This is a genomic window from Paracoccus sp. FO-3, assembly GCF_006386455.1.
GTDB lineage: Bacteria > Pseudomonadota > Alphaproteobacteria > Rhodobacterales > Rhodobacteraceae > Paracoccus > Paracoccus versutus.
In genome coordinates this window covers 1-17,620 of the sequence record NZ_VCBQ01000052.1, presented here as the reverse complement: position 1 = coordinate 17,620, position 17,620 = coordinate 1, and the positions used below count along the sequence as shown (strand labels likewise).

The following is a 17,620-nucleotide window of genomic DNA, read 5'->3' as shown; positions in this document are numbered from 1 at the left end:
CGGCGCAGGGTCAATGAGAGGGACATGCCCATGCGGCGCTTTGCATTCGTCATCGGTGCGGCTCTGCCGCTGTCTCTGGGCTTTGCGGCGCAGGCCGAGGACGTGGTGATCCGCATCGAGGCCAAGCGCGGCACGGAAGCCGCGGCCGCCACCGCCCGGAACTGGGGCGCGGAGTTCCCCGATGTCGTGACCTTCCCGCTGGCCGACGGCTGGGTCGGCATCGCGCTTGGCCCGATGCCGCGCGAAGAGGCGGCGGCGCGGCTGGAGCAGCTGAAGCTGCAGCGCAAGGTGCCGGGCGACAGCTTCCTGGCCGCCGCCGAGGGGCGCGAGCTGACCCGGATCGGCGACGCCGCGCCCGCCGAACCCCCCGCCGATCCCCAGGCGACGACGCCCGGCGGCAATGCCTCGACCTTCCCCCAGGCCCAGCCCGCGACCGCAGGGGACGAGCCCGTCCCCGGCGACCTGGCCGGCAAGGCTGCGACCCCGACCGCCGATGCCGGCGCCTTGGCAGAGCCCGAACCCGCGCCCGAGCAGTTCTTCCTGCGCCTCGAATCCACCACCGACCGCGCGCGGGCCGAGGAATTGCTGGCGAAATGGCGCGAGACCCTGCCCGAGGCCGGGCTGTGGACCCTGCCGGGCGGCCGGCTGACCATCGGCTTTGGCCCGATGGACCGGGCGACCGGCACCGCCTGGCTTCAGGCGTTCCGGGATGCGGGCGCGGTGCCCAAGGACGCCTTCCTCGCGCCGGGCGAGGAGATGGGCGAGATCGCGATCATCGGCAAGGTGCCGGACCTGGGCGCCCCCCCTGCCCCGGATGCGGCCCCCGTGCCCATGCCGCCGCTGGAGGAAATCCAGCGCGCCCTGCGTTGGGCCGGCCATTACGACGGGGGCATCGACGGCAAGGACGGCCCCAAGACCCGCGCCGCCATCGCCGAGGAAATCGTGCGCCTGCGCGCCTCGCCCGATACCGCGACCGCCATGGCCGAACTGATCCGCCGCCGCGAAGCCTGGCGGGCCGAGATGGGCCTGGCCGAGCTGCGCGACGCCCATACCGGCCTGATGCTGCCCGCGCCGATGGAGAAGCTGCAATTCGACCGGGCCGAGCGCGCGCTGTCGATCTATGGGCCCAAGGACGGCTCGGGCGCGGCGCTGATCCTGTTCTCGCAGCCCGGCGGCCAGCAAGAGATGCTGGACCTCGCCGGCCTCGTCACCGCGCTCGGCTGGGTGCCGGCGCCCGAGCGCAAGGTGGAACGCGGCAGCGTCACGCTGGACGGGCGCAACCAGACCCATATCGGCCATGCCGAAGGCCGGGTGGTCGACGGCCGGGTGCAGGGCTTCGTGCTGATCTGGCCGATCTCGGACCCCCAGGACCAGCACCGGCTGGCGGCCGAGATCTCGGACAACTTGGCCCGCTTCGCCCCCGGCGCGACCGAGGCCCGGCCCGAGGCGCCCGCCATCGCCCCGGCGATCGCGCAGGACTAGCCGCGCCAGAACCGCGGCAACAGCAGCACCAGCACCGAGATCAACTCCAGCCGGCCCAGATACATCCCCCAGATCATCAGCCATTTCGAGGCGGTGGGGAAATTCGTCACCGCCCCCTCGGGCGTCAGCTCCGGCCCCCAGACCACGCCAACATTGGCGATGGCGGTCCAGGCCGCGGTCAGCGCCGTGCGCGGATGCAGCCCGGTCAGCGCCAGCCCGACGATCAGCAGGCCGAAGCTGAGAATGAACAGGGTAAAGAAGGCCATCACCGAATCGACCACGTCCTCTTCCAGCGGGCGGCCGCCATAAAGCAGCGGAAACACCCGGTGCGGCGACTGCATGCGCTTGAGCTGCGCCCTGACCGCCTGGAACAGCACCAGATAGCGGAACACCTTGACCGAACACGAGGTCGAGCCGGTGCAGCCGCCGATCAGCCCGACCACGATCAGCACGACAAAGGGGAAATGCCCCCATTGCGTCACGTCGGTCGAGGCGAAGCCGGTGCCCGAAAAGGTCGAGACGACGTTGAACGTGGTCTCGCGGATCACGTCGAAGGGGTTCTTCGCCTCGAGCCACAACAGCCGGTACAGCACCACCAGCGCGATGGCATAGAAGGTCCAGCGCAGATAGGCGCGGACCTGGATGTCGCGCCAGATCGGCTCGGCCGAGCCGCGGATCAGCTGCACCATGCGGATAAAGGGGATCGAGGCCAGGATCATGAAGAAGGCGGCGGCATATTCCGCCGGCCCGATGAAGGGCGCGAAACTGGCGTCGTAATTGGAAAAGCCCCCCGTGGAACAGGTGGACAGCGCCAGCACCAGCGCATCGAAGCCCTTCATGCCCAGCAGGATATAGACCACCATGCAGCTTGCGGTCATGGCGATGTAGACCCCGGTCATCTCGCGCGCGATATCGAAGGCGCGGGGCAGGATCTTGCCCAGCGTGTCGAAGCCTTCCGAGCGAAAGAACTGCATGCCGCCGACCTTCATCACCGGCAGGAAGATCATGGCGACGACGATGATCCCCAGCCCCCCCGCCCAGTTCAGGAAGGCCCGCCACAGGTTGGTGCCCTTGGGCAGGTTGTCGAGATCGGGGAATGCGGTGGTGCCGGTGGTGGTGACGCCCGACATGGCCTCGAAATAGGCGTCGGTGAAGCTGGCCTGCGGCGCGCCCAGCATGAAGGGCAGCGCACCGGCCACCGGCACCACCAGCCACAGCATCGCGGTCAGCAGGAACACCTGCTGGATGGTCAGCGACTTGTCTTTTTGCCGCGTGGACAGCGCCACCAGCCCGCCGGCCAGCATGGTCAGGATGCCGCATTCCAGGAAGATCAGCCAATGCGGGTCGCCATGCCACCAATCGACCAGCATGGGCAGCGCCATCGCCGTCCCCAGCGTGACGACGACCTTGCCGACGATATTGGCCACGGGACGGATATCGATCATGCCGCCCTGCTTGCCCCGCCGCCCCGCAGGCGTCAAGCGCGCGACGCTTGCACGAACCCGCGCCGCCCCCTATAGAAAGGCGCGACGCGGGTGTAGCTCAATGGTAGAGCAGCAGCCTTCCAAGCTGAATACGTGGGTTCGATTCCCATCACCCGCTCCACCCCTTCCCCGCATGCCGCACCGCCCGCCCGAAACCGGCTTTCTCCGTTTCCCAAATACTCCGGGGGGAGCGCCTCACGCGCCCCATCAAGGGGCGCATGAGGCGCGGGGGGCAGAGCCCCCCGACCGCCGCGCCCTTCCGTTCCCGCCCGCAAGGCCCTATATCCTGCGGGCAACATTGCCCGACGCGCCGAAAGGAAGCCCATGTCCCGGAAAGCCATGCAGCGCCTGTCCTTCTTTCTGCTGATGGGCCTGACGCTCTATGCCTCCTTCCTGGGCGCGGGCTGAGGGCGCGGCGATGGCAAGGCGTTTCGGCGGCCGCTTCTCGCCGCAGCCCCGGCCGGACGGCCCCGGCCCGCGCCCGCCCGCGCGCCCCGCACCGGGCGAGATCCGGCATCCGCTGGAATCGCGAACGCGCTGGGTCACGATCATGGCGGCCCCCTTTCTCATCAGCGCCTTCTGGCAGGATCCGGCCGGGCTCGCCCTGCATCTGATCGCCTTCGGCACCATCGCCTCGGGCATGTGGATGACACGCCAGGGGCTGCAGGCCGAGGCCGCCTATGACGCCCGCCGCATCGCCCACCGCCCGGCGATCCCGCGCAAGCTCTTCGGCGGCATCCTGACCGGGCTCGGCCTTGCCCTGGGCGCCTATGTGCCGGGGGCCGAGGCCGGCGCCGGGGTGATCGGCGTCGCCGGGGCCATGCTGCACTGGCTCGCCTTCGGCGGCGACCCGATGCGCGACAAGGGCATGGAGGGCATCGACGGCGTCCGCCAGGACCGCGCCCAACGCATCGTCGCCGAGGGCGAGGCGCATCTGAAGGCCATGCAGGACGCCATCCTGCGCAGTGGCGACCGCCGGCTCGAAGCCCGTGTCGGCATGTTCGCCGCCACCGCGCGCGAACTCTTCGCCCATGTCGAGGACAATCCCGACACCATCGCCGCCCTGCGCCGCTATCTCAGCGTCTACCTGCAAGGCGCGCGCGACGCGACGGTCAAGTTCGCCGACCTCTACGCCCAGACCCGCGACCCGCGCGCGCGCCGGGATTACGAGACGCTGCTGGACGACCTGGAAACCGAGTTTGCCGCCCGCAGCGCCAAGCTGCTGGAAGGCGGCCGCAGCGACCTGGACATCGAGATCGGCGTGCTGCGCGACCGGCTGGCACGGGAAGGCGTGCGGCCCCGGCCCGCGCCAGCCGAGCCCGCCGAGCCCGCCGAATTGCCGCGCTCGATGACGCTCGACGACCTGCTGATCCCGCGCGAATCCGACAAGCCGCGCCGCTAGCCATGCCCCGTTTCGCCCTGTTGATCGAATATGACGGCAGACCCTTTGCCGGCTGGCAGGCCCAGGCCGACCGGCCCAGCGTGCAGGGCGCCATCGAGGCGGCGCTCGGCCGGCTCGATCCCGGTTTCACGGCCGGGGCGCGGATCGCCGCGGCGGGGCGCACCGATGCCGGGGTCCATGCCACCGGCCAGGTCGCGCATGCCGACCTGCAGCGCGACTGGGATCCCTTCCGGCTGTCCGAGGCGCTGAACTGGCACCTGAAGCCCGCCCCCGTCGCCGTGCTGGCCGCGGCGCGGGTGGCGGACGACTTCCACGCCCGCTTCTCGGCGCATGAGCGGCGCTACCTGTTCCGGCTGGTCGCGCGCCGCGCGCCGCTGACCCATGACCGCGGCCGCGCCTGGCAGGTGCAGCACCCCCTGGACCTGGCCGCCATGCGCGCGGGCGCGGCGCATCTGCTGGGCCGGCACGATTTCACCACCTTCCGCTCGACCATGTGCCAGGCGCAGAGCCCGGTGAAGACGCTGGACGAGCTGACCATCCAGGAAACCCCGATCCCGCAGGGCCGCGAATACCGCTTCACCCTGCGGGCGCGGTCCTTCCTGCACAACCAGGTGCGCTCGATCGTCGGCACGCTGGAGCGGGTCGGCGCCGGCGCCTGGCCGCCCGGACGCGTGGCCGAGGCGCTGGCCGCCCGCGACCGCGCCGCCTGCGGGCCGGTCTGCCCGCCGCAGGGGCTTTACCTGACCGGGGTCGGCTATGGCACCCCGCCCTTCCCCGAGGCGCTGAACCAAGCCGGCGCCTTCATTTAGGAAACCATGCGATTGCGCCGGCGCTGTCGGGGAATGCCTTTGACGAGGCGACGGTTTCCTCGCAGCGGGGCGCGATGCGGCGGAAGGGTTTGATCCGGTTTAAGAAAACATGCCACCGTGCGGCGCTTCTTACGGAGACTCCGGCCGGGGGGGTGCCTTCCAGCCCGGCTGCGGTGGCGCGCAGATCGCCAAAAATGAACCGGCGCAGGAATCCCTGCCGCATCCGGCAAATCCCTGCCGCATCCGGCATCGGCGATGGCTTGGCAGGGGCCGGCCAGGCCGCAGAGCAATCCCTTGGCCTGCGGGCTACCGGCGCCATGGCTAGGCGTCACTGGGAACCTTGCCGGGCAGGGTGCATCCACCGCGGCATGAACTCTCGTGGTCAGCCCGCCGCGGCACCATCTGCGAGATCGCATCGGCATGGACCCTTGAGATCGGGGCATCGATCGACGGAGATCGGCTCTCAACTCCTTGAAAAGACAACCCCACACCCTGGCGCGAGGCCCGCGGCGGAATCGAGTGCAGGCGCTCTTCCAGCGCCCCGGCTCCGGCGGCAGGTCGCGACACGCGACGCGCCAGCCGCAGAACCGCGTCGATGCGGGAGCCGGTTGTCGGTCCCGCTGCCGCCCCGGTCACCCGCCTTGCCCGGCAGAGGTGGTCCAATTCGCCCCCCATTGCCCATCGATCAGGGCTCGCCTGCTCAAGATCGCCCCGGTTCTCGATCCTGAAACAGAGTTCGGGCAAGGTGGGCATCCCCAGATGCAGATGCCCTCTAGCCGGCCGGACCCAGCCTGTCCCAAAGCATGTCCAGCCCCGATCGCATGTCCGTGGCGGCGACGAAGCCCAGCCGGTCGCGCGCGGCCTGCGGACAGCCGCAAGAGGCGCGGATGTCGCCGGGGGGCGCCGGCGCGTGTTCGATGGCGCTGGCCCCCCGCCCCGCGACCGCGTCGATCTGGCGCACCAGATCCAGCAGCGTGGTTTCGACCCCGGTGCAGAGGTTGAAGACCTGGGCGCCCGGCGCCCTCCCGGCCAGGTCGCGGGCGCAAAGCAGGCCCTCGACCACATCGGCGACATAGATGAAATCCCGGCTCTGCTGCCCGTCGCCAAAGATCACATGCGGCCGGTCCGCCAGCCGGTTGGCGCAGAATCGCGAAATCACCCCGGCATAGGGCGAGGCCGCGTCCTGGCGCGGGCCATAGACGTTGAAGAACCGCAGCCCGACCGAAGAAAGGCCGTTCACCGCCGCCATGGCGCCGGCCTGATGCTCGGCGGCCAGCTTGTCGGCGGCATAGGGCGAAATCGGCAGGGGCAGGTCGCTTTCGCGGCAGGTGGCGCCGGCGCGGTTGCCATAGACCGCCGCGGACGAGGCATGGACCACGGGAATGTTGCCGGCCCGGTGCGCGGCGTGCAGCACGGCCATGGTGCCGCCCAGGTTGACGCGATGCGCGGCCATCCAGTCGGTGATGCAAAGCTGCACCGAAACCCGCGCGGCAAGGTGAAAGATGCAGTCCACCCCGGCCAGCAGCCTGCCGACCAGATCGGCATCGCAGACGTCGCCCCGGACCAGCCGCACCTCCGCGGGCAGATTGTCCACCCTGCCGCTGGAGAGATCGTCCAGGACGACGACCTCCTCTCCGCCGGCCAGCAGCCGGTCGACGAGGTGGCTGCCGATGAACCCTGCCCCTCCGGTGACGAGAGCCTTACGCTGCAAGCATTTCCCTTTCCGTTTCCGCGCCGGTGGCGTCAGAATCCTGTAGGCCTAGGATGGATATACCGCCATAACGCCCGGCGGGGGCGGGGGATCCGCGCGCATCGGAAAAATCGCCGGGGGCCTTACTTGCGGCCGCGGCGGCGAGGCCGCTCGTCCTTGTAAAGCACGATCAGCACGGTGCGCCAGATGATCCAAAGGTCCAGCGCCAGCGTCCGGTTCTTCTGGTAGATCAGGTCGATCTTGAGCTTGGTCGGCAGGCAGCGTCGGGCATAGGCGGCCTCGGTTGCCTCGGCGCTCTTGCAGCGGCGCAGGATGCGGTCCTCGTGCCGGTGATAGATCAGCGTCGCCAGCCCGGTGACGCCGGGCCGGCTTTTCAGCACCTGGCCATAGACCGCGGGATAGCGTTCGACATATTCGCGGATGGTCGGGCGCGGGCCGACAAAGCTCATGTCGCCCTTGAGGATGTTGAACAGCTGCGGCAATTCGTCGATGCGGGTGCGGCGCATGAAATGGCCGAGCGGCGTGATGCGCCAGGCCTTGTGCGCGCCGGTGACGCCGAAATCGTCCTGCTGGCACAGCATGGTGCGGAACTTGAGATGGGTGAAGGTCCGCCCCGGCGCCGCCATCCGCGGCGCCGCATAAAAGATCGGCCGCCCCTGCAAGACCAGCAGGATCAGGGCAAAGACCGCCATGACGATGGACAGCGGCACCAGGGCCACCAGCGCCAGGGTGATGTCGAAGACCCGCTTCGACAGGGGCATGGTGGCCGTGGCGGGCGCATGCGCCTGGTCCTTGAACCACGACATCTCGGCTTGGGCCACTGTGGCGAGCCGTGCGATATCGGCTTTTTCCCAGTCCTGGTGAATCGTCACAATTCCGTCCCGCGTTTTGGCGCTGTGGCTACTTCTCCCGCCTACCATAGCACTCGTTAATTTTGAATGAGCGCAAGGGCGAAAACTGTGCCGGACTTGCGCAAGCGTGTCCTTTCGGCCAGTCTTTGCTCATTCCAAGGCAACCGGGGCGGGATTCATGCGGAAATTTCTGGTGGTTCTGGACGATTCCCGCGAATGCCTGAACGCCATCCGCTATGCCGCCCTGCGCGCGGCAAAGACCGGAGGCGGGGTGCAGGTGCTGGCGGTCATCCCCACCACGGCCATCCAGCACGGCATGGGCGTCGCCGACGTGATGCGCGCCGAAGCCTATGAGCGGATCGAGGCGCATTACGAGGTCTTCGCCAAATGGATGCGCGACCGCCCCGGCATCGAGCCCGAGCTGGTGGTGCGCGAGGGCGAGCCGGGCGCCGAGCTTCTGGCCCAGATCCACGACGACCCCGAGATCGGCGTGGTGGTGCTGGCCGCCTCGACCGAAAGCGCGGGGCCGGGGCCGCTGGTCACGCGGCTGATGCGCGAGGTGGCGAACCTGCCCTGCCCCGTCACCATCGTGCCCGGCGACATCTCGCGCGAGCGGCTGGAACAGATTACCTGAGCCGCCCGCTGCGGCGGATGGTCGCGGCACCTGGCGAATGCCGCCGCCCCCCGGCGGCGGCCCTGGGTCATGCGCCGATGGTTTGCGCCGCATTTTCAAGGCCGCCCGGCGGGGATGGGGGCGGCCTCCGACTTGACTTGTCCGCCCTTCGATCCCCATATCCGCCTCAAAGGAGCCCTGCGCCATGTTCATCCAGACCGAAACCACCCCGAACCCCGCGACGCTGAAATTCCTGCCGGGCGAAACCGTCCTGGGCAGCGGCACCGCCGATTTCCCCGCAGCCGAAGCCGCGGCCACCAGCCCGCTGGCGCGCCGCATCTTTGCCGTGCCGGGCGTGACCGGGGTCTTCCTCGGCTCGGATTTCGTGACCGTGACCAAGGCCGACGACGCGGTCTGGGACCACCTGAAGCCCTCGGTCCTGGGCGCGATCATGGAGCATTACCAGTCCGGCGCCCCGGCCATCGAGGGCGCATCCGCCGGCGGCCATAACGACCAGGACGGACCGGATGCGGAAATCGTCAGCCAGATCAAGGAGCTGCTGGATACCCGCGTGCGCCCGGCCGTGGCACAGGACGGCGGCGACATCACCTTCCACGGCTTCGACCGCGGCGTGGTCTACCTGCACATGCAAGGCGCCTGCGCCGGCTGCCCCTCGTCCACGCTGACGCTGAAGATGGGGATCGAGAACCTGCTGCGCCACTACATCCCGGAAGTGACCGAGGTCCGTCCCGTTGGCTGAGCCGCTCTCGCTGGGCTTCGACACATCGGCCGCGCATTGCGCGGCCGCTTTGCTGCAAGGCGACCGCCTGCTGGTCCAGCGCCACGAGGACATGGCCCGCGGCCAGGCCGAGCGGCTGTTTCCGCTGCTTGGCCAAGTGCTGGCCGAGGCGGGCGTCGGCTGGCGCGACCTTTCCGTCATCGGCTGCGGCATCGGGCCGGGCAATTTCACCGGCATCCGCATATCGGTGGCGGCGGCGCGCGGGCTGGCGCTGTCGCTGGGCATCCCCGCCGTCGGCGTCAGCGTGACCGAGGCGGCCGCGCATGGCCTGCCCCGCCCCTGCCGCGTCGCCGTGCCCTCGCGCATGGGCGAGGTGATCTGGCAGGATTTCGGCACCGGCGCCGCCACCCGGTCGCAACAGGCCCCCGCGCATGAATTGCCGCCCGGCCCCGCGCCGCTGCCCGCGGCCATGCCGCTGGCCGAAGCCATCGCCCGCATCGCCGCCGCACGGCGCGACCAGCCGGACCTGCCGCGCCCGGCGCCGATCTATCTACGCCCGGCCGATGCCGCGCCGGCGCGCGACCGCGGCCCGCTGATCCTGTCATGACGCCCGAGGATCTGGCAGCGCTGCATGGCCGCTGCTTTGCCGCGCATCCGCGGCCCTGGACGGCGGCCGAGTTCCAGGCGCTGCTGGCCGGCCCGCCGAATTTCCTGCTGACCCGGCCGCAGGGCTTCCTGCTGGGCCGTGCCATCGCCGACGAGGCCGAGCTGCTGACGCTGGCCATCGCCCCCGAGGCGCGCCGCCGCGGGCTGGCCTCGGCGCTGCTGGCCGAATTCGCCGCGACGTCACGGACGCGGGGCGCGCGCGAAGCCTTCCTGGAAGTCGCCGCGGACAACGCGGCCGCCATCGCGCTTTATGCCGGCGCGGGCTGGGAAACCCTTGGAAAGCGGCGGAATTATTACGCCCCCGGACTGGATGCGGTGCTGATGCGGCAGGCGCTCTGACCCCAGACAAGATTGTTGACGGATTCCGGCCCATGCGCCCTAATCCGACAATCCTGGGCCGACTCGCCCGCAAACCGTCCTGAGGTCCGACATGTCCCTGATGAAATCCCTGCTCGCCGGCGCCTGCCTGACCCTGCTGCCCGTCGCGGCCCTGGCCGATCCGGCGCTGATCTTCGACCTCGGCGGCAAATTCGACAAATCCTTCAACGAGGCCGCCTATAACGGCGCCGAGCGCTGGAAGGCCGAGACCGGCGGCACCTACAAGGAACTGGAGATGCAATCCGAGGCGCAGCGCGAACAGGCCCTGCGCCGGCTGGCCCAATCCGGGGCCAATCCCATCGTGATGACCGGCTTTGCCTTTGGCGAGGTGCTGGCCAAGATCGCGCCGGACTATCCCGACACGAAATTCGTCATCATCGACATGGTGGTCGAGCAGCCCAATGTGCAATCCGTGGTCTTCACCGAAGAGCAGGGCTCGTACCTGGCCGGCGTCGCGGCGGCGCTGGCGTCGAAATCGGGCACGGTCGGCTTCATCGGCGGCATGGACATCCCGCTGATCCACAAGTTCGAATGCGGCTATGCCCAGGGCTTCAAGGCCACCCGGCCGGACGGCACGCTGATCATCAACTATACCGGCACCACGCCGGCGGCCTGGAACGACCCGGTGAAGGGCAGCGAGTTGCTGAAGGCGCAGGTCTCGCAAGGCGCGGACGTGGTCTATGCCGCGGCGGGCGGCACCGGCATCGGCGTGCTGCAGGCGGCGGCGGATGCCGGCGTGCTGTCGATCGGCGTGGACAGCAACCAGAACCACCTGCATCCGGGCAAGGTGCTGACCTCGATGGTCAAGGGCGTGGACAATTCCGTCTACGAGGCCTTCAAGGCCGGGACCGAGGTCGAGCCGGGCGTGAGGGTCATGGACCTGGCCTCGGGCGGGGTGTCGCTGGCCATGGACGAGAACAACAAGCCGCTGATCTCGGACGAGATCGCCGGCGCCATCGATACCGCCGCCAAGGCCATCGAGGCGGGCGAGATCAAGGTTCACGACTACATGGCCGACAACACCTGCCCGGTGCAGTGAATGACGGCCACGCCCGCCCCGGCGATCGAATTGCGGGGGATCTCCAAGGCTTTCGGGCCGGTGCAGGCCAACAGGGACATCGACCTGGTGGTGCCGCGCGGCACCATCCACGGCATCATCGGCGAGAACGGCGCCGGCAAGTCGACGCTGATGTCGATCCTCTACGGCTTCTATCGCCCCGACGCGGGCGAGATCCTGGTCGGCGGCAAGCCCGTCGCCATCGCCGACAGCCAGGCCGCGATCCGCGCCGGCATCGGCATGGTGTTCCAGCATTTCAAGCTGGTGCAGAACTTCACCGTGCTGGAAAACGTGATCCTGGGCGCCGAGGACGGCCGCCTGCTGCGCCCCTCGCTGTCGCGGGCGCGCGGCGAGCTGAAGCGGCTGGCAGCCGAATACGGGTTGCAGGTCGATCCCGACGCGCTGGTCGAGGAGCTGTCGGTCGGCCACCAGCAGCGGGTCGAGATCCTGAAGGCGCTGTATCGCCGCGCCGACATCCTGATCCTGGACGAGCCGACGGGCGTGCTGACCCCCGCCGAGGCCGACCACCTGTTTCGCATCCTGCGCGGGCTCAAGGACGAGGGCAAGACCATCATCCTGATCACCCACAAGCTGCGCGAGATCATGGAGATCACCGACAATGTCTCGGTCATGCGGCGGGGCGAGATGGTGGCCTCGGTCAGGACCGCCGAGACCGGCCCGGCCGAGCTGGCCGAGCTGATGGTGGGCCGCAAGGTGCTGCTGCGGGTGGACAAGCCCCCCGCCCGGCCCGGCGCCCCGGTCCTGGAAGTGCGGGGCCTGCGCATGGTCGATGCCGAGGGCGTCGAGCGGCTGCGCGGCATCGACCTGGAGATCCGCGCCGGCGAGATCCTGGGCATCGCCGGCGTCGCCGGCAACGGCCAGACGCAGCTGCTGGAGATCCTGGGCGGCTTTCCCGAGGCGGGGGCACGGCTGCAGGGCGAGATCCGGCTTGGCGGCCGGCCCCTGCCGCTGCAGGGTCCGGGGGCCGACGGCCGCGCCCGCCGCCGCGCCGGCATCGGCCATGTCCCCGAGGACCGGCAGGCCGAGGGGCTGATCATGGATTTCACCGCCTGGGAAAACATCGCCTTCGGCTATCACCATGCACCGGAGTTCCAGCGCGGCCCGTTGATGGACAATGCCGCCATCCGCGCCGATGCGATGGGCAAGATCCAGCGTTTCGACATCCGCCCGCCGAACCCGGACCTTGCGGCAAAAAGCTTCTCGGGCGGCAACCAGCAGAAGATCGTGGTGGCGCGCGAGGTCGAGCGCAACCCCGAGCTGCTGCTGATCGGCCAGCCGACGCGCGGGGTGGACATCGGCGCCATCGAATTCATCCACAAGCGCATCGTCGCCTTGCGCGACGCCGGCCGCGCGGTGCTGCTGGTTTCGGTCGAGCTGGACGAGATCATGGCGCTGTCCGACCGCATCCTGGTGATGTTCGACGGCCGCATCATGGGCGAACGGCTGCCCGCCGAGGCGACGACCGGCGACCTGGGCTGCCTGATGGCCGGGGTGGAACCGCCGCGCGCCGATGCCGGCGGCGGTGCGGGATGAGGCGTCGCATGCCTCCGGCGNGGGGTATTTGGAAAACGGAGAAAGCCGGGAGAGGCGGGCTGATGGAGCGAATGCCGAAATGGGCGGATGTGATCCTGACGCCGCTGATCTCGCTGGTGCTGGCCTTTGCCATCTCGGCGCTGGTGATCCTGGCCATCGGCGAAAGCCCGGCCGAGGCGCTGAAGGTGATGGTGCAGGGCGCGCTGGGGTCCAGCTATGGCTGGGGTTTCACCCTGTATTACACGACGAATTTCGTCTTTACCGGCCTGGCGGTGATGGTTGCCTATCATGCGGGGCTGTTCAACATCGGCGGCGAGGGGCAGGCCGCCATGGGGGGCTTGGGCGTGGCGCTGGTGGTGCTGGCCCTGCCCTGGCCGCATTGGGCCCTGGCGCTGCCGGCGGCGGCCATGGGGGCGGCGCTGTTCGGCGCGCTTTGGGCGCTGGTCCCGGCCTGGTTGCAGGCCCGGCGCGGCAGCCATATCGTCATCACCACCATCATGTTCAACTTCATCGCCGCCGCGGCCCTGAACTATATGCTGGTGAACGTGCTGCGGCCGGTGGGCAGCATGGATCCGGCCTCGGCCCGTTTCCCCGAGGCGGCGCATCTGCCGAAACTTTCCGAGATGGCGCTGGGGCTGGGCGTCGAATGGGGCCGCAACACCCCCGCCAACGTCACCTTCTTTCTGGCCATCGCCGCCTGCCTGCTGGTCTGGCTGCTGATCTGGCGCACGCGGCTGGGCTATGAGATCCGCGCCTTCGGCAAGTCCGAGCCCGCCGCGCTTTACGCCGGCATCTCGCCCGTGCGCATCACCGTGCTGGCCATGCTGGTCTCGGGCGCGCTGGCCGGGCTGATGGCGGTCAACAACGTCATGGGCGAGGCCGAGCGGCTGGTGCTGAACGCGGTCGAGGGCGCCGGCTTCATCGGCATCGCCGTGGCGCTGATGGGGCGCAACCATCCCCTTGGCGTGCTGCTGGCGGCGCTGCTCTTCGGCTTCCTCTACCAGGGCGGGGGCGAGCTGGCGCTGTGGACCTCGATCCCGCGCGAGCTGATCGTGGTCATCCAGGCGCTGGTGATCCTGTTCACCGGGGCGCTGGACAACATGGTGCGCATGCCGCTGGAGCGGCTGTTCGCGGCGCTGCGCCGAAAGGGGGCGTGATGGATTTCGCGACGCTGATCCAGATCCTCGATTCGGCGGTGCGGCTGATGACGCCCCTGCTGCTGGCCTGCCTGGCCGGGCTTTATTCGGAACGCGCCGGGGTCTTCGACATCGGGCTCGAGGGCAAGATGCTGATGGCGGCCTTCGCCTCGGCCTCGGTCGCCTATGCCACCGGCAGCGCCTGGCTGGGGCTGCTGGCAGGCATCACCGGGGCGGCGGCCATGGCCGGGCTGCACGGGCTGGCCTCGATCGGCTTTCGCGGCAACCAGCTGATCTCGGGCGTGGCGATCAACTTCCTCGCCTCGGGGCTGACGGTGCTGCTGGGACAGAAGATCTTCGGGCTGGGCGGGCGCACGCCCTCGCTTTCCGGCGCGGCGCGCTTCGGCGAGATCACCCTGCCCTTCGCCGACAGCCTGCGCCCGGTGCCGGTGATCGGTCCGATCTATGCCGAGCTGGTCTCGGGCCACACCGTCCTGGTCTATGTCGCCTTCGCCATGGTGCCGCTGACCTGGTGGGTGCTTTACCGCACCCGCTTCGGCTTGCGGCTGCGCGCCGTGGGCGAGAACCCGGCCTCGGTCGATACCGCCGGCGTCTCGGTCGTCCGGCTGCGCTTTGCCGCGGTGATGATCTGCGGGATGCTGTGCGGCATCGCCGGGGCCTATCTGGCCACCGGCATCTCGGCCGGTTTCGTCAAGGAAATGACCGCCGGGCGCGGCTTCATCGCGCTGGCGGCGCTGATCTTTGCCAAGTGGCGGCCCTGGGGGGCGCTGGGGGCGACCTTCCTCTTCGGCCTGCTCGAGGCGGTGGCGAACCGTTTTCCGAACCTGGATCTGGGTTTCGTCACCGTGCCTTCGATGTTCATGAACGCCCTGCCCTATATCCTGACCGTCGTCATCCTGGCCGGTTTCGTCGGCCGCGCCATACCGCCGCGTGCGGGAGGAGAGCCCTATGTCAAGGAACGCTGAACTCGCCCGCCTGATCCGCGACCGCGCCGGCGCGGCGCCGCCGGAATACGGGCTGGTCCTCGGCTCCGGCCTCGGGCATCTGGCGGCGGCGGTCGAGGGCGTGGCCATTCCCTATTCCGACCTGCCGGGCTTTCCCCATGCCGGGGTGTCGGGCCATGTGCCGCAACTGGTCGTCGGAGCGCTGGAGGGCCGGCGCGTCGCGGTCCTCGGCGGGCGGGCGCATTACTACGAATCCGGCCGCGCCGATGTCATGCGCCCCGCGCTCGAGGTGCTCAAGGCGCTCGGCACCGAGCGTCTGATCCTGACCAATGCGGCCGGCAGCCTGCGCGCCGCGATGCCGCCGGGCTCGCTGATGCTGCTGTCGGACCACATCGCCTTCGCCGGCACCAACCCGCTGATCGGCGAGCCTTCCGAGGCGCGCTTCGTGCCGATGACCGAAGCCCATGACCCAGGCATCCGCGCCGGGCTGAAAGCCGCCGCCGAGGCCGAGGGGATCGCGCTGCCCGAGGGGGTCTATTGCTGGTTCTCGGGGCCTTCGTTCGAAACCCCGGCCGAAATCCGCGCCGCCCGCATCCTGGGCGCCGATGCGGTCGGCATGTCCACCGTGCCCGAAGTGATCCTGGCGCACTTCCTCGGCCTACGCTGCGCCGCCGTCTCGGTCATCACCAATATGGGCGCGGGCCTCTCGGACGAATCGATCAGCCATGAACACACCAAGGCCATGGCACCCCTGGGTGCGGCCAAGCTGGAACGCATCCTGCGCCGCTTTCTCGCCCAGGGCGCCTGACCCCGGCTTCTTTCGTGTTCAAATATCCCCGCCGGAGGCCGCCGGCCGCACCACCGGCGCCGGCATGGCAGGGTCAAGCCCGACCAGCACCGCCTCGACCGCCGAAGCGGCGGCCTCCAGGTCTTCCAGCCCGTCCAGTGCCACTACCGGCCCGCGCCCGTCGTCATGACGCGCGCGGTGCTTTTCATAGCGCGGGTCGTAATGGTCGCGCATCAGCCCCTCGGCCAACCCGCCCCAGTCGGCCGCGTCGATCATGCGCAGCCAGCCCTCGATCCGGTCGGCCGGGTGCAGCGGGCGCAACAGGCCCACGATCCTTGCCACCGCCTCGGGGTCGGCGCAGGTCTCGGCATAGGCGCGGGCGGTATAGGCGGCGCGGGCCTCGACCGGCGCCGCCAGGCGGATGCGCGGCGCCGCGGTGATCGCCTGCCAGATGCCACGGGGCAGGTTCAGATCGCCGATGCGCGAGCTTTCGGCCTCGACCAGCAGCGGCCGCGCGGGGTCCAGCGCCTCCAGCGCCATGGCAAGGCGGCTTTCGAAGCGCTTCTGCGACGGCTGGCCGCCCGGCATGGCGCCGAACAGGCTGCCGCGGTGGTTCGCCAGCCCCTCCAAGTCGACGACCTGATGCCCGCGCGCGGCAAGCCGCGCCAGGATCTCGGTCTTGGCGCTGCCGGTATTGCCGTCCAGCACCAGCACCGGCGCGGCGACGCGCGCGGCGACGCGCGCCACCACCAGCGCCCGCCAGGCCTTGTAGCCGCCCTCGAGCCGCCCGACGCGCCAGCCGATCTGCGACAGGATGCCGGCAAAGGCGCCCGAGCGCTGGCCGCCGCGCCAGCAATAGACCAGCGGCCGCCAGGCGCCGCCCAGCCCCGCCAGCGGCCCGGCGATATGGCGCGCGGCATTGGCGGCGACCATGGCGCCGCCCAGCTTGCGGGCGTCGAAGGGCGAGACCTGCTTGTAGATCGTGCCGACCTGCGCGCGCTCTTCGTCGGACAGCACCGGCAGGTTGATCGCGCCCGGCAGGTGATCCTCGGCATATTCCGAGGGCGAGCGCGTATCGATGACGGTATCGAACCCGGACAGCGCCGGGTCCGACAGCGATGTCAGTCGGATGTCCACCTAGTAGACGTAGACGGGGGTTCCGATCGGCACCTGCTCGAACAGGTCCATCACCGCCTCGTTGCGCATGCGGATGCAGCCGTTCGAGACGGCGCGGCCGATCGAATTGGGCTCGGTCGTGCCGTGGATGCGGATCGAGGTGTCGTTGCCCTTGGCGTCGTAAAGATACAGCGCCCGCGCGCCCAGCGGGTTGCCGGGGCCGCCCGGCATGCCGTCGGCCCAGCGGGCATATTGGCCGGGATTGCGCTTGATCATCGCCGGCGTCGGCGTCCAGCTGGGCCATTCGGTCTTGCGCCCGACGGTGGCGCGGCCCTTCCAGACCAGCTCGGCCTTGCCGACGGCGACGCCATAGCGCACCGCCCGGCCCGGAGCGACGACGTGGTAGAGGAAGAAGTCCTTCGAGACGACGACGATGCTGCCGACCTCGAAATCGTTGCGGATCGAGACCTCGGTCGGGGCATAGGGGTCGCGCTTGGGCTCGGCCTGGGTGGTCAGCGCCGCCGGCTGCGCCTGTCCCTGTGCGAAAACCAGCGAAGGCGCGGCCACCAGCGGCAAGGCGGCCATCAGCATCTGTCTGCGGTTCATCTGTCCGTCCTGAATCCTTGCGTTTCTTGACCATGCGCCTAACCGCTTGGGCGTCCGGGATCAACTCAAAGCGCCGTGACGCGGTTGAAACGCGCGGCAAACGTGCCTAGCTTGCATCGGGAAAGGACCGCCCTGCCATGACCTGCGCGACCTGTGCCTCCATCCGCCGCCCGCCGCGCCGCGCGCCCACGCGCGCCCCGCATCTGTGCCGGGGCCGGGGCGGTCGCGGTTGCCGCTGCCATGTCGCGGCCCGTCCGCGCCTGG

The 17,620-nt window shown here is 69.7% G+C and carries 18 protein-coding genes and 1 tRNA gene; 13 read left to right on the top strand and 6 right to left on the bottom strand.

Annotated features, from left to right (window positions below; genetic code table 11):
• The first annotated feature begins 30 nt into the window (after positions 1-30).
• Positions 31-1,482, top strand: a complete 1,452-nt coding sequence (locus FE811_RS15170) for a peptidoglycan-binding protein (protein ID WP_244295370.1) — start codon at positions 31-33, stop codon at positions 1,480-1,482.
• Here the strand turns inward: FE811_RS15170 and FE811_RS15165 are convergent.
• Complete coding sequence (locus tag FE811_RS15165) at positions 1,479-2,927, bottom strand: TrkH family potassium uptake protein (protein WP_072461046.1); 1,449 nt, start codon at positions 2,925-2,927, stop codon at positions 1,479-1,481. The genes FE811_RS15170 and FE811_RS15165 overlap by 4 nt on opposite strands.
• Before the next feature lie 86 nt (positions 2,928-3,013).
• Between FE811_RS15165 and FE811_RS15160 the strand changes: the two genes are divergently transcribed.
• The 3 genes from FE811_RS15160 to truA all read left to right on the top strand — a co-directional run bounded on the left by FE811_RS15160 (position 3,014) and on the right by truA (position 5,177).
• Positions 3,014-3,087 (top strand) — tRNA-Gly (locus tag FE811_RS15160).
• A 297-nt stretch (positions 3,088-3,384) separates the two neighbouring features.
• Entirely contained in the window at positions 3,385-4,368 is a 984-nt protein-coding gene (locus FE811_RS15155) for a 5-bromo-4-chloroindolyl phosphate hydrolysis family protein (protein ID WP_116223036.1), read from the top strand.
• 2 nt (positions 4,369-4,370) lie between these two features.
• Positions 4,371-5,177: a tRNA pseudouridine(38-40) synthase TruA gene (truA, locus tag FE811_RS15150; protein WP_116223037.1), complete on the top strand. Its 807-nt coding sequence runs from the start codon at positions 4,371-4,373 to the stop codon at positions 5,175-5,177.
• Here truA and FE811_RS15145 read toward each other — a convergent pair.
• The 3 genes from FE811_RS15145 to FE811_RS15135 form a co-directional block, all read right to left on the bottom strand.
• Positions 5,170-5,400, bottom strand: a complete 231-nt coding sequence (locus FE811_RS15145; RefSeq protein WP_139293896.1) for a hypothetical protein — start codon at positions 5,398-5,400, stop codon at positions 5,170-5,172. The genes truA and FE811_RS15145 overlap by 8 nt on opposite strands.
• Positions 5,401-5,949: 549 nt before the next feature.
• Complete coding sequence (locus FE811_RS15140) at positions 5,950-6,888, bottom strand: NAD-dependent epimerase/dehydratase family protein (RefSeq protein WP_116223038.1); 939 nt, start codon at positions 6,886-6,888, stop codon at positions 5,950-5,952.
• Between the two features lie 122 nt (positions 6,889-7,010).
• Positions 7,011-7,760, bottom strand: coding sequence for a sugar transferase (locus tag FE811_RS15135; protein ID WP_116223039.1), 750 nt, complete (start codon positions 7,758-7,760; stop codon positions 7,011-7,013).
• Between the two features lie 157 nt (positions 7,761-7,917).
• Here FE811_RS15135 and FE811_RS15130 point away from each other — a divergent pair, with 157 nt between their 5' ends.
• The 9 genes from FE811_RS15130 to FE811_RS15090 all read left to right on the top strand — a co-directional run bounded on the left by FE811_RS15130 (position 7,918) and on the right by FE811_RS15090 (position 15,655).
• Positions 7,918-8,373 (top strand): universal stress protein, encoded by a 456-nt coding sequence (locus tag FE811_RS15130; protein ID WP_036750313.1) that lies wholly within the window; start codon positions 7,918-7,920, stop codon positions 8,371-8,373.
• A 184-nt stretch (positions 8,374-8,557) separates the two neighbouring features.
• Positions 8,558-9,112, top strand: a complete 555-nt coding sequence (locus tag FE811_RS15125) for a NifU family protein (RefSeq protein WP_036750316.1) — start codon at positions 8,558-8,560, stop codon at positions 9,110-9,112.
• The gene (tsaB, locus tag FE811_RS15120; RefSeq protein WP_116223040.1) at positions 9,105-9,698 is read left to right on the top strand and encodes a tRNA (adenosine(37)-N6)-threonylcarbamoyltransferase complex dimerization subunit type 1 TsaB; all 594 of its coding nucleotides are present in this window, start codon (positions 9,105-9,107) and stop codon (positions 9,696-9,698) included. The genes FE811_RS15125 and tsaB overlap by 8 nt, the downstream gene beginning before the upstream one ends.
• Positions 9,695-10,096 carry a GNAT family N-acetyltransferase gene (locus FE811_RS15115; protein ID WP_116223041.1) on the top strand — a complete coding sequence of 134 codons (402 nt, stop codon included), beginning with the start codon at positions 9,695-9,697 and terminating at the stop codon, positions 10,094-10,096. The genes tsaB and FE811_RS15115 overlap by 4 nt, the downstream gene beginning before the upstream one ends.
• A gap of 91 nt (positions 10,097-10,187) precedes the next feature.
• Positions 10,188-11,174, top strand: coding sequence for a BMP family protein (locus FE811_RS15110; protein ID WP_072461052.1), 987 nt, complete (start codon positions 10,188-10,190; stop codon positions 11,172-11,174).
• Positions 11,175-12,746: an ABC transporter ATP-binding protein gene (locus FE811_RS15105; RefSeq protein WP_140848053.1), complete on the top strand. Its 1,572-nt coding sequence runs from the start codon at positions 11,175-11,177 to the stop codon at positions 12,744-12,746.
• A 62-nt stretch (positions 12,747-12,808) separates the two neighbouring features.
• Complete coding sequence (locus FE811_RS15100) at positions 12,809-13,903, top strand: ABC transporter permease (RefSeq protein ID WP_036750330.1); 1,095 nt, start codon at positions 12,809-12,811, stop codon at positions 13,901-13,903.
• Positions 13,903-14,868, top strand: a complete 966-nt coding sequence (locus FE811_RS15095) for an ABC transporter permease (protein WP_116223043.1) — start codon at positions 13,903-13,905, stop codon at positions 14,866-14,868. Before FE811_RS15100 ends, FE811_RS15095 begins: the two co-directional genes overlap by 1 nt.
• Positions 14,852-15,655 carry a purine-nucleoside phosphorylase gene (locus tag FE811_RS15090; RefSeq protein WP_116223044.1) on the top strand — a complete coding sequence of 268 codons (804 nt, stop codon included), beginning with the start codon at positions 14,852-14,854 and terminating at the stop codon, positions 15,653-15,655. Before FE811_RS15095 ends, FE811_RS15090 begins: the two co-directional genes overlap by 17 nt.
• Before the next feature lie 18 nt (positions 15,656-15,673).
• Here the strand turns inward: FE811_RS15090 and mnmH are convergent, their stop codons facing one another.
• Together mnmH and FE811_RS15080 are read right to left on the bottom strand one after the other, a co-directional pair.
• The gene (gene mnmH / locus FE811_RS15085) at positions 15,674-16,771 is read right to left on the bottom strand and encodes a tRNA 2-selenouridine(34) synthase MnmH (RefSeq protein ID WP_116223045.1); all 1,098 of its coding nucleotides are present in this window, start codon (positions 16,769-16,771) and stop codon (positions 15,674-15,676) included.
• Positions 16,772-17,356: a L,D-transpeptidase gene (locus tag FE811_RS15080; RefSeq protein WP_072461056.1), complete on the bottom strand. Its 585-nt coding sequence runs from the start codon at positions 17,354-17,356 to the stop codon at positions 16,772-16,774. It lies immediately after the preceding gene.
• Positions 17,357-17,620 lie beyond the last annotated feature (264 nt).

Bases quoted from the DNA above. Each gene is read 5' to 3' on its own strand.
- FE811_RS15170 (WP_244295370.1), top strand. From the start codon at position 31: ATGCGGCGCTTTGCATTCGTCATCGGTGCGGCTCTGCCGCTGTCTCTG.
- FE811_RS15165 (WP_072461046.1), bottom strand. From the start codon at position 2,927: ATGATCGATATCCGTCCCGTGGCCAATATCGTCGGCAAGGTCGTCGTC.
- FE811_RS15155 (WP_116223036.1), top strand. From the start codon at position 3,385: ATGGCAAGGCGTTTCGGCGGCCGCTTCTCGCCGCAGCCCCGGCCGGAC.
- truA (WP_116223037.1), top strand. From the start codon at position 4,371: ATGCCCCGTTTCGCCCTGTTGATCGAATATGACGGCAGACCCTTTGCC.
- FE811_RS15145 (WP_139293896.1), bottom strand. From the start codon at position 5,400: ATGCGGCAGGGATTCCTGCGCCGGTTCATTTTTGGCGATCTGCGCGCC.
- FE811_RS15130 (WP_036750313.1), top strand. From the start codon at position 7,918: ATGCGGAAATTTCTGGTGGTTCTGGACGATTCCCGCGAATGCCTGAAC.
- FE811_RS15125 (WP_036750316.1), top strand. From the start codon at position 8,558: ATGTTCATCCAGACCGAAACCACCCCGAACCCCGCGACGCTGAAATTC.
- FE811_RS15115 (WP_116223041.1), top strand. From the start codon at position 9,695: ATGACGCCCGAGGATCTGGCAGCGCTGCATGGCCGCTGCTTTGCCGCG.
- FE811_RS15110 (WP_072461052.1), top strand. From the start codon at position 10,188: ATGTCCCTGATGAAATCCCTGCTCGCCGGCGCCTGCCTGACCCTGCTG.
- FE811_RS15105 (WP_140848053.1), top strand. From the start codon at position 11,175: ATGACGGCCACGCCCGCCCCGGCGATCGAATTGCGGGGGATCTCCAAG.
- FE811_RS15100 (WP_036750330.1), top strand. From the start codon at position 12,809: ATGGAGCGAATGCCGAAATGGGCGGATGTGATCCTGACGCCGCTGATC.
- FE811_RS15095 (WP_116223043.1), top strand. From the start codon at position 13,903: ATGGATTTCGCGACGCTGATCCAGATCCTCGATTCGGCGGTGCGGCTG.
- FE811_RS15090 (WP_116223044.1), top strand. From the start codon at position 14,852: ATGTCAAGGAACGCTGAACTCGCCCGCCTGATCCGCGACCGCGCCGGC.
- FE811_RS15080 (WP_072461056.1), bottom strand. From the start codon at position 17,356: ATGAACCGCAGACAGATGCTGATGGCCGCCTTGCCGCTGGTGGCCGCG.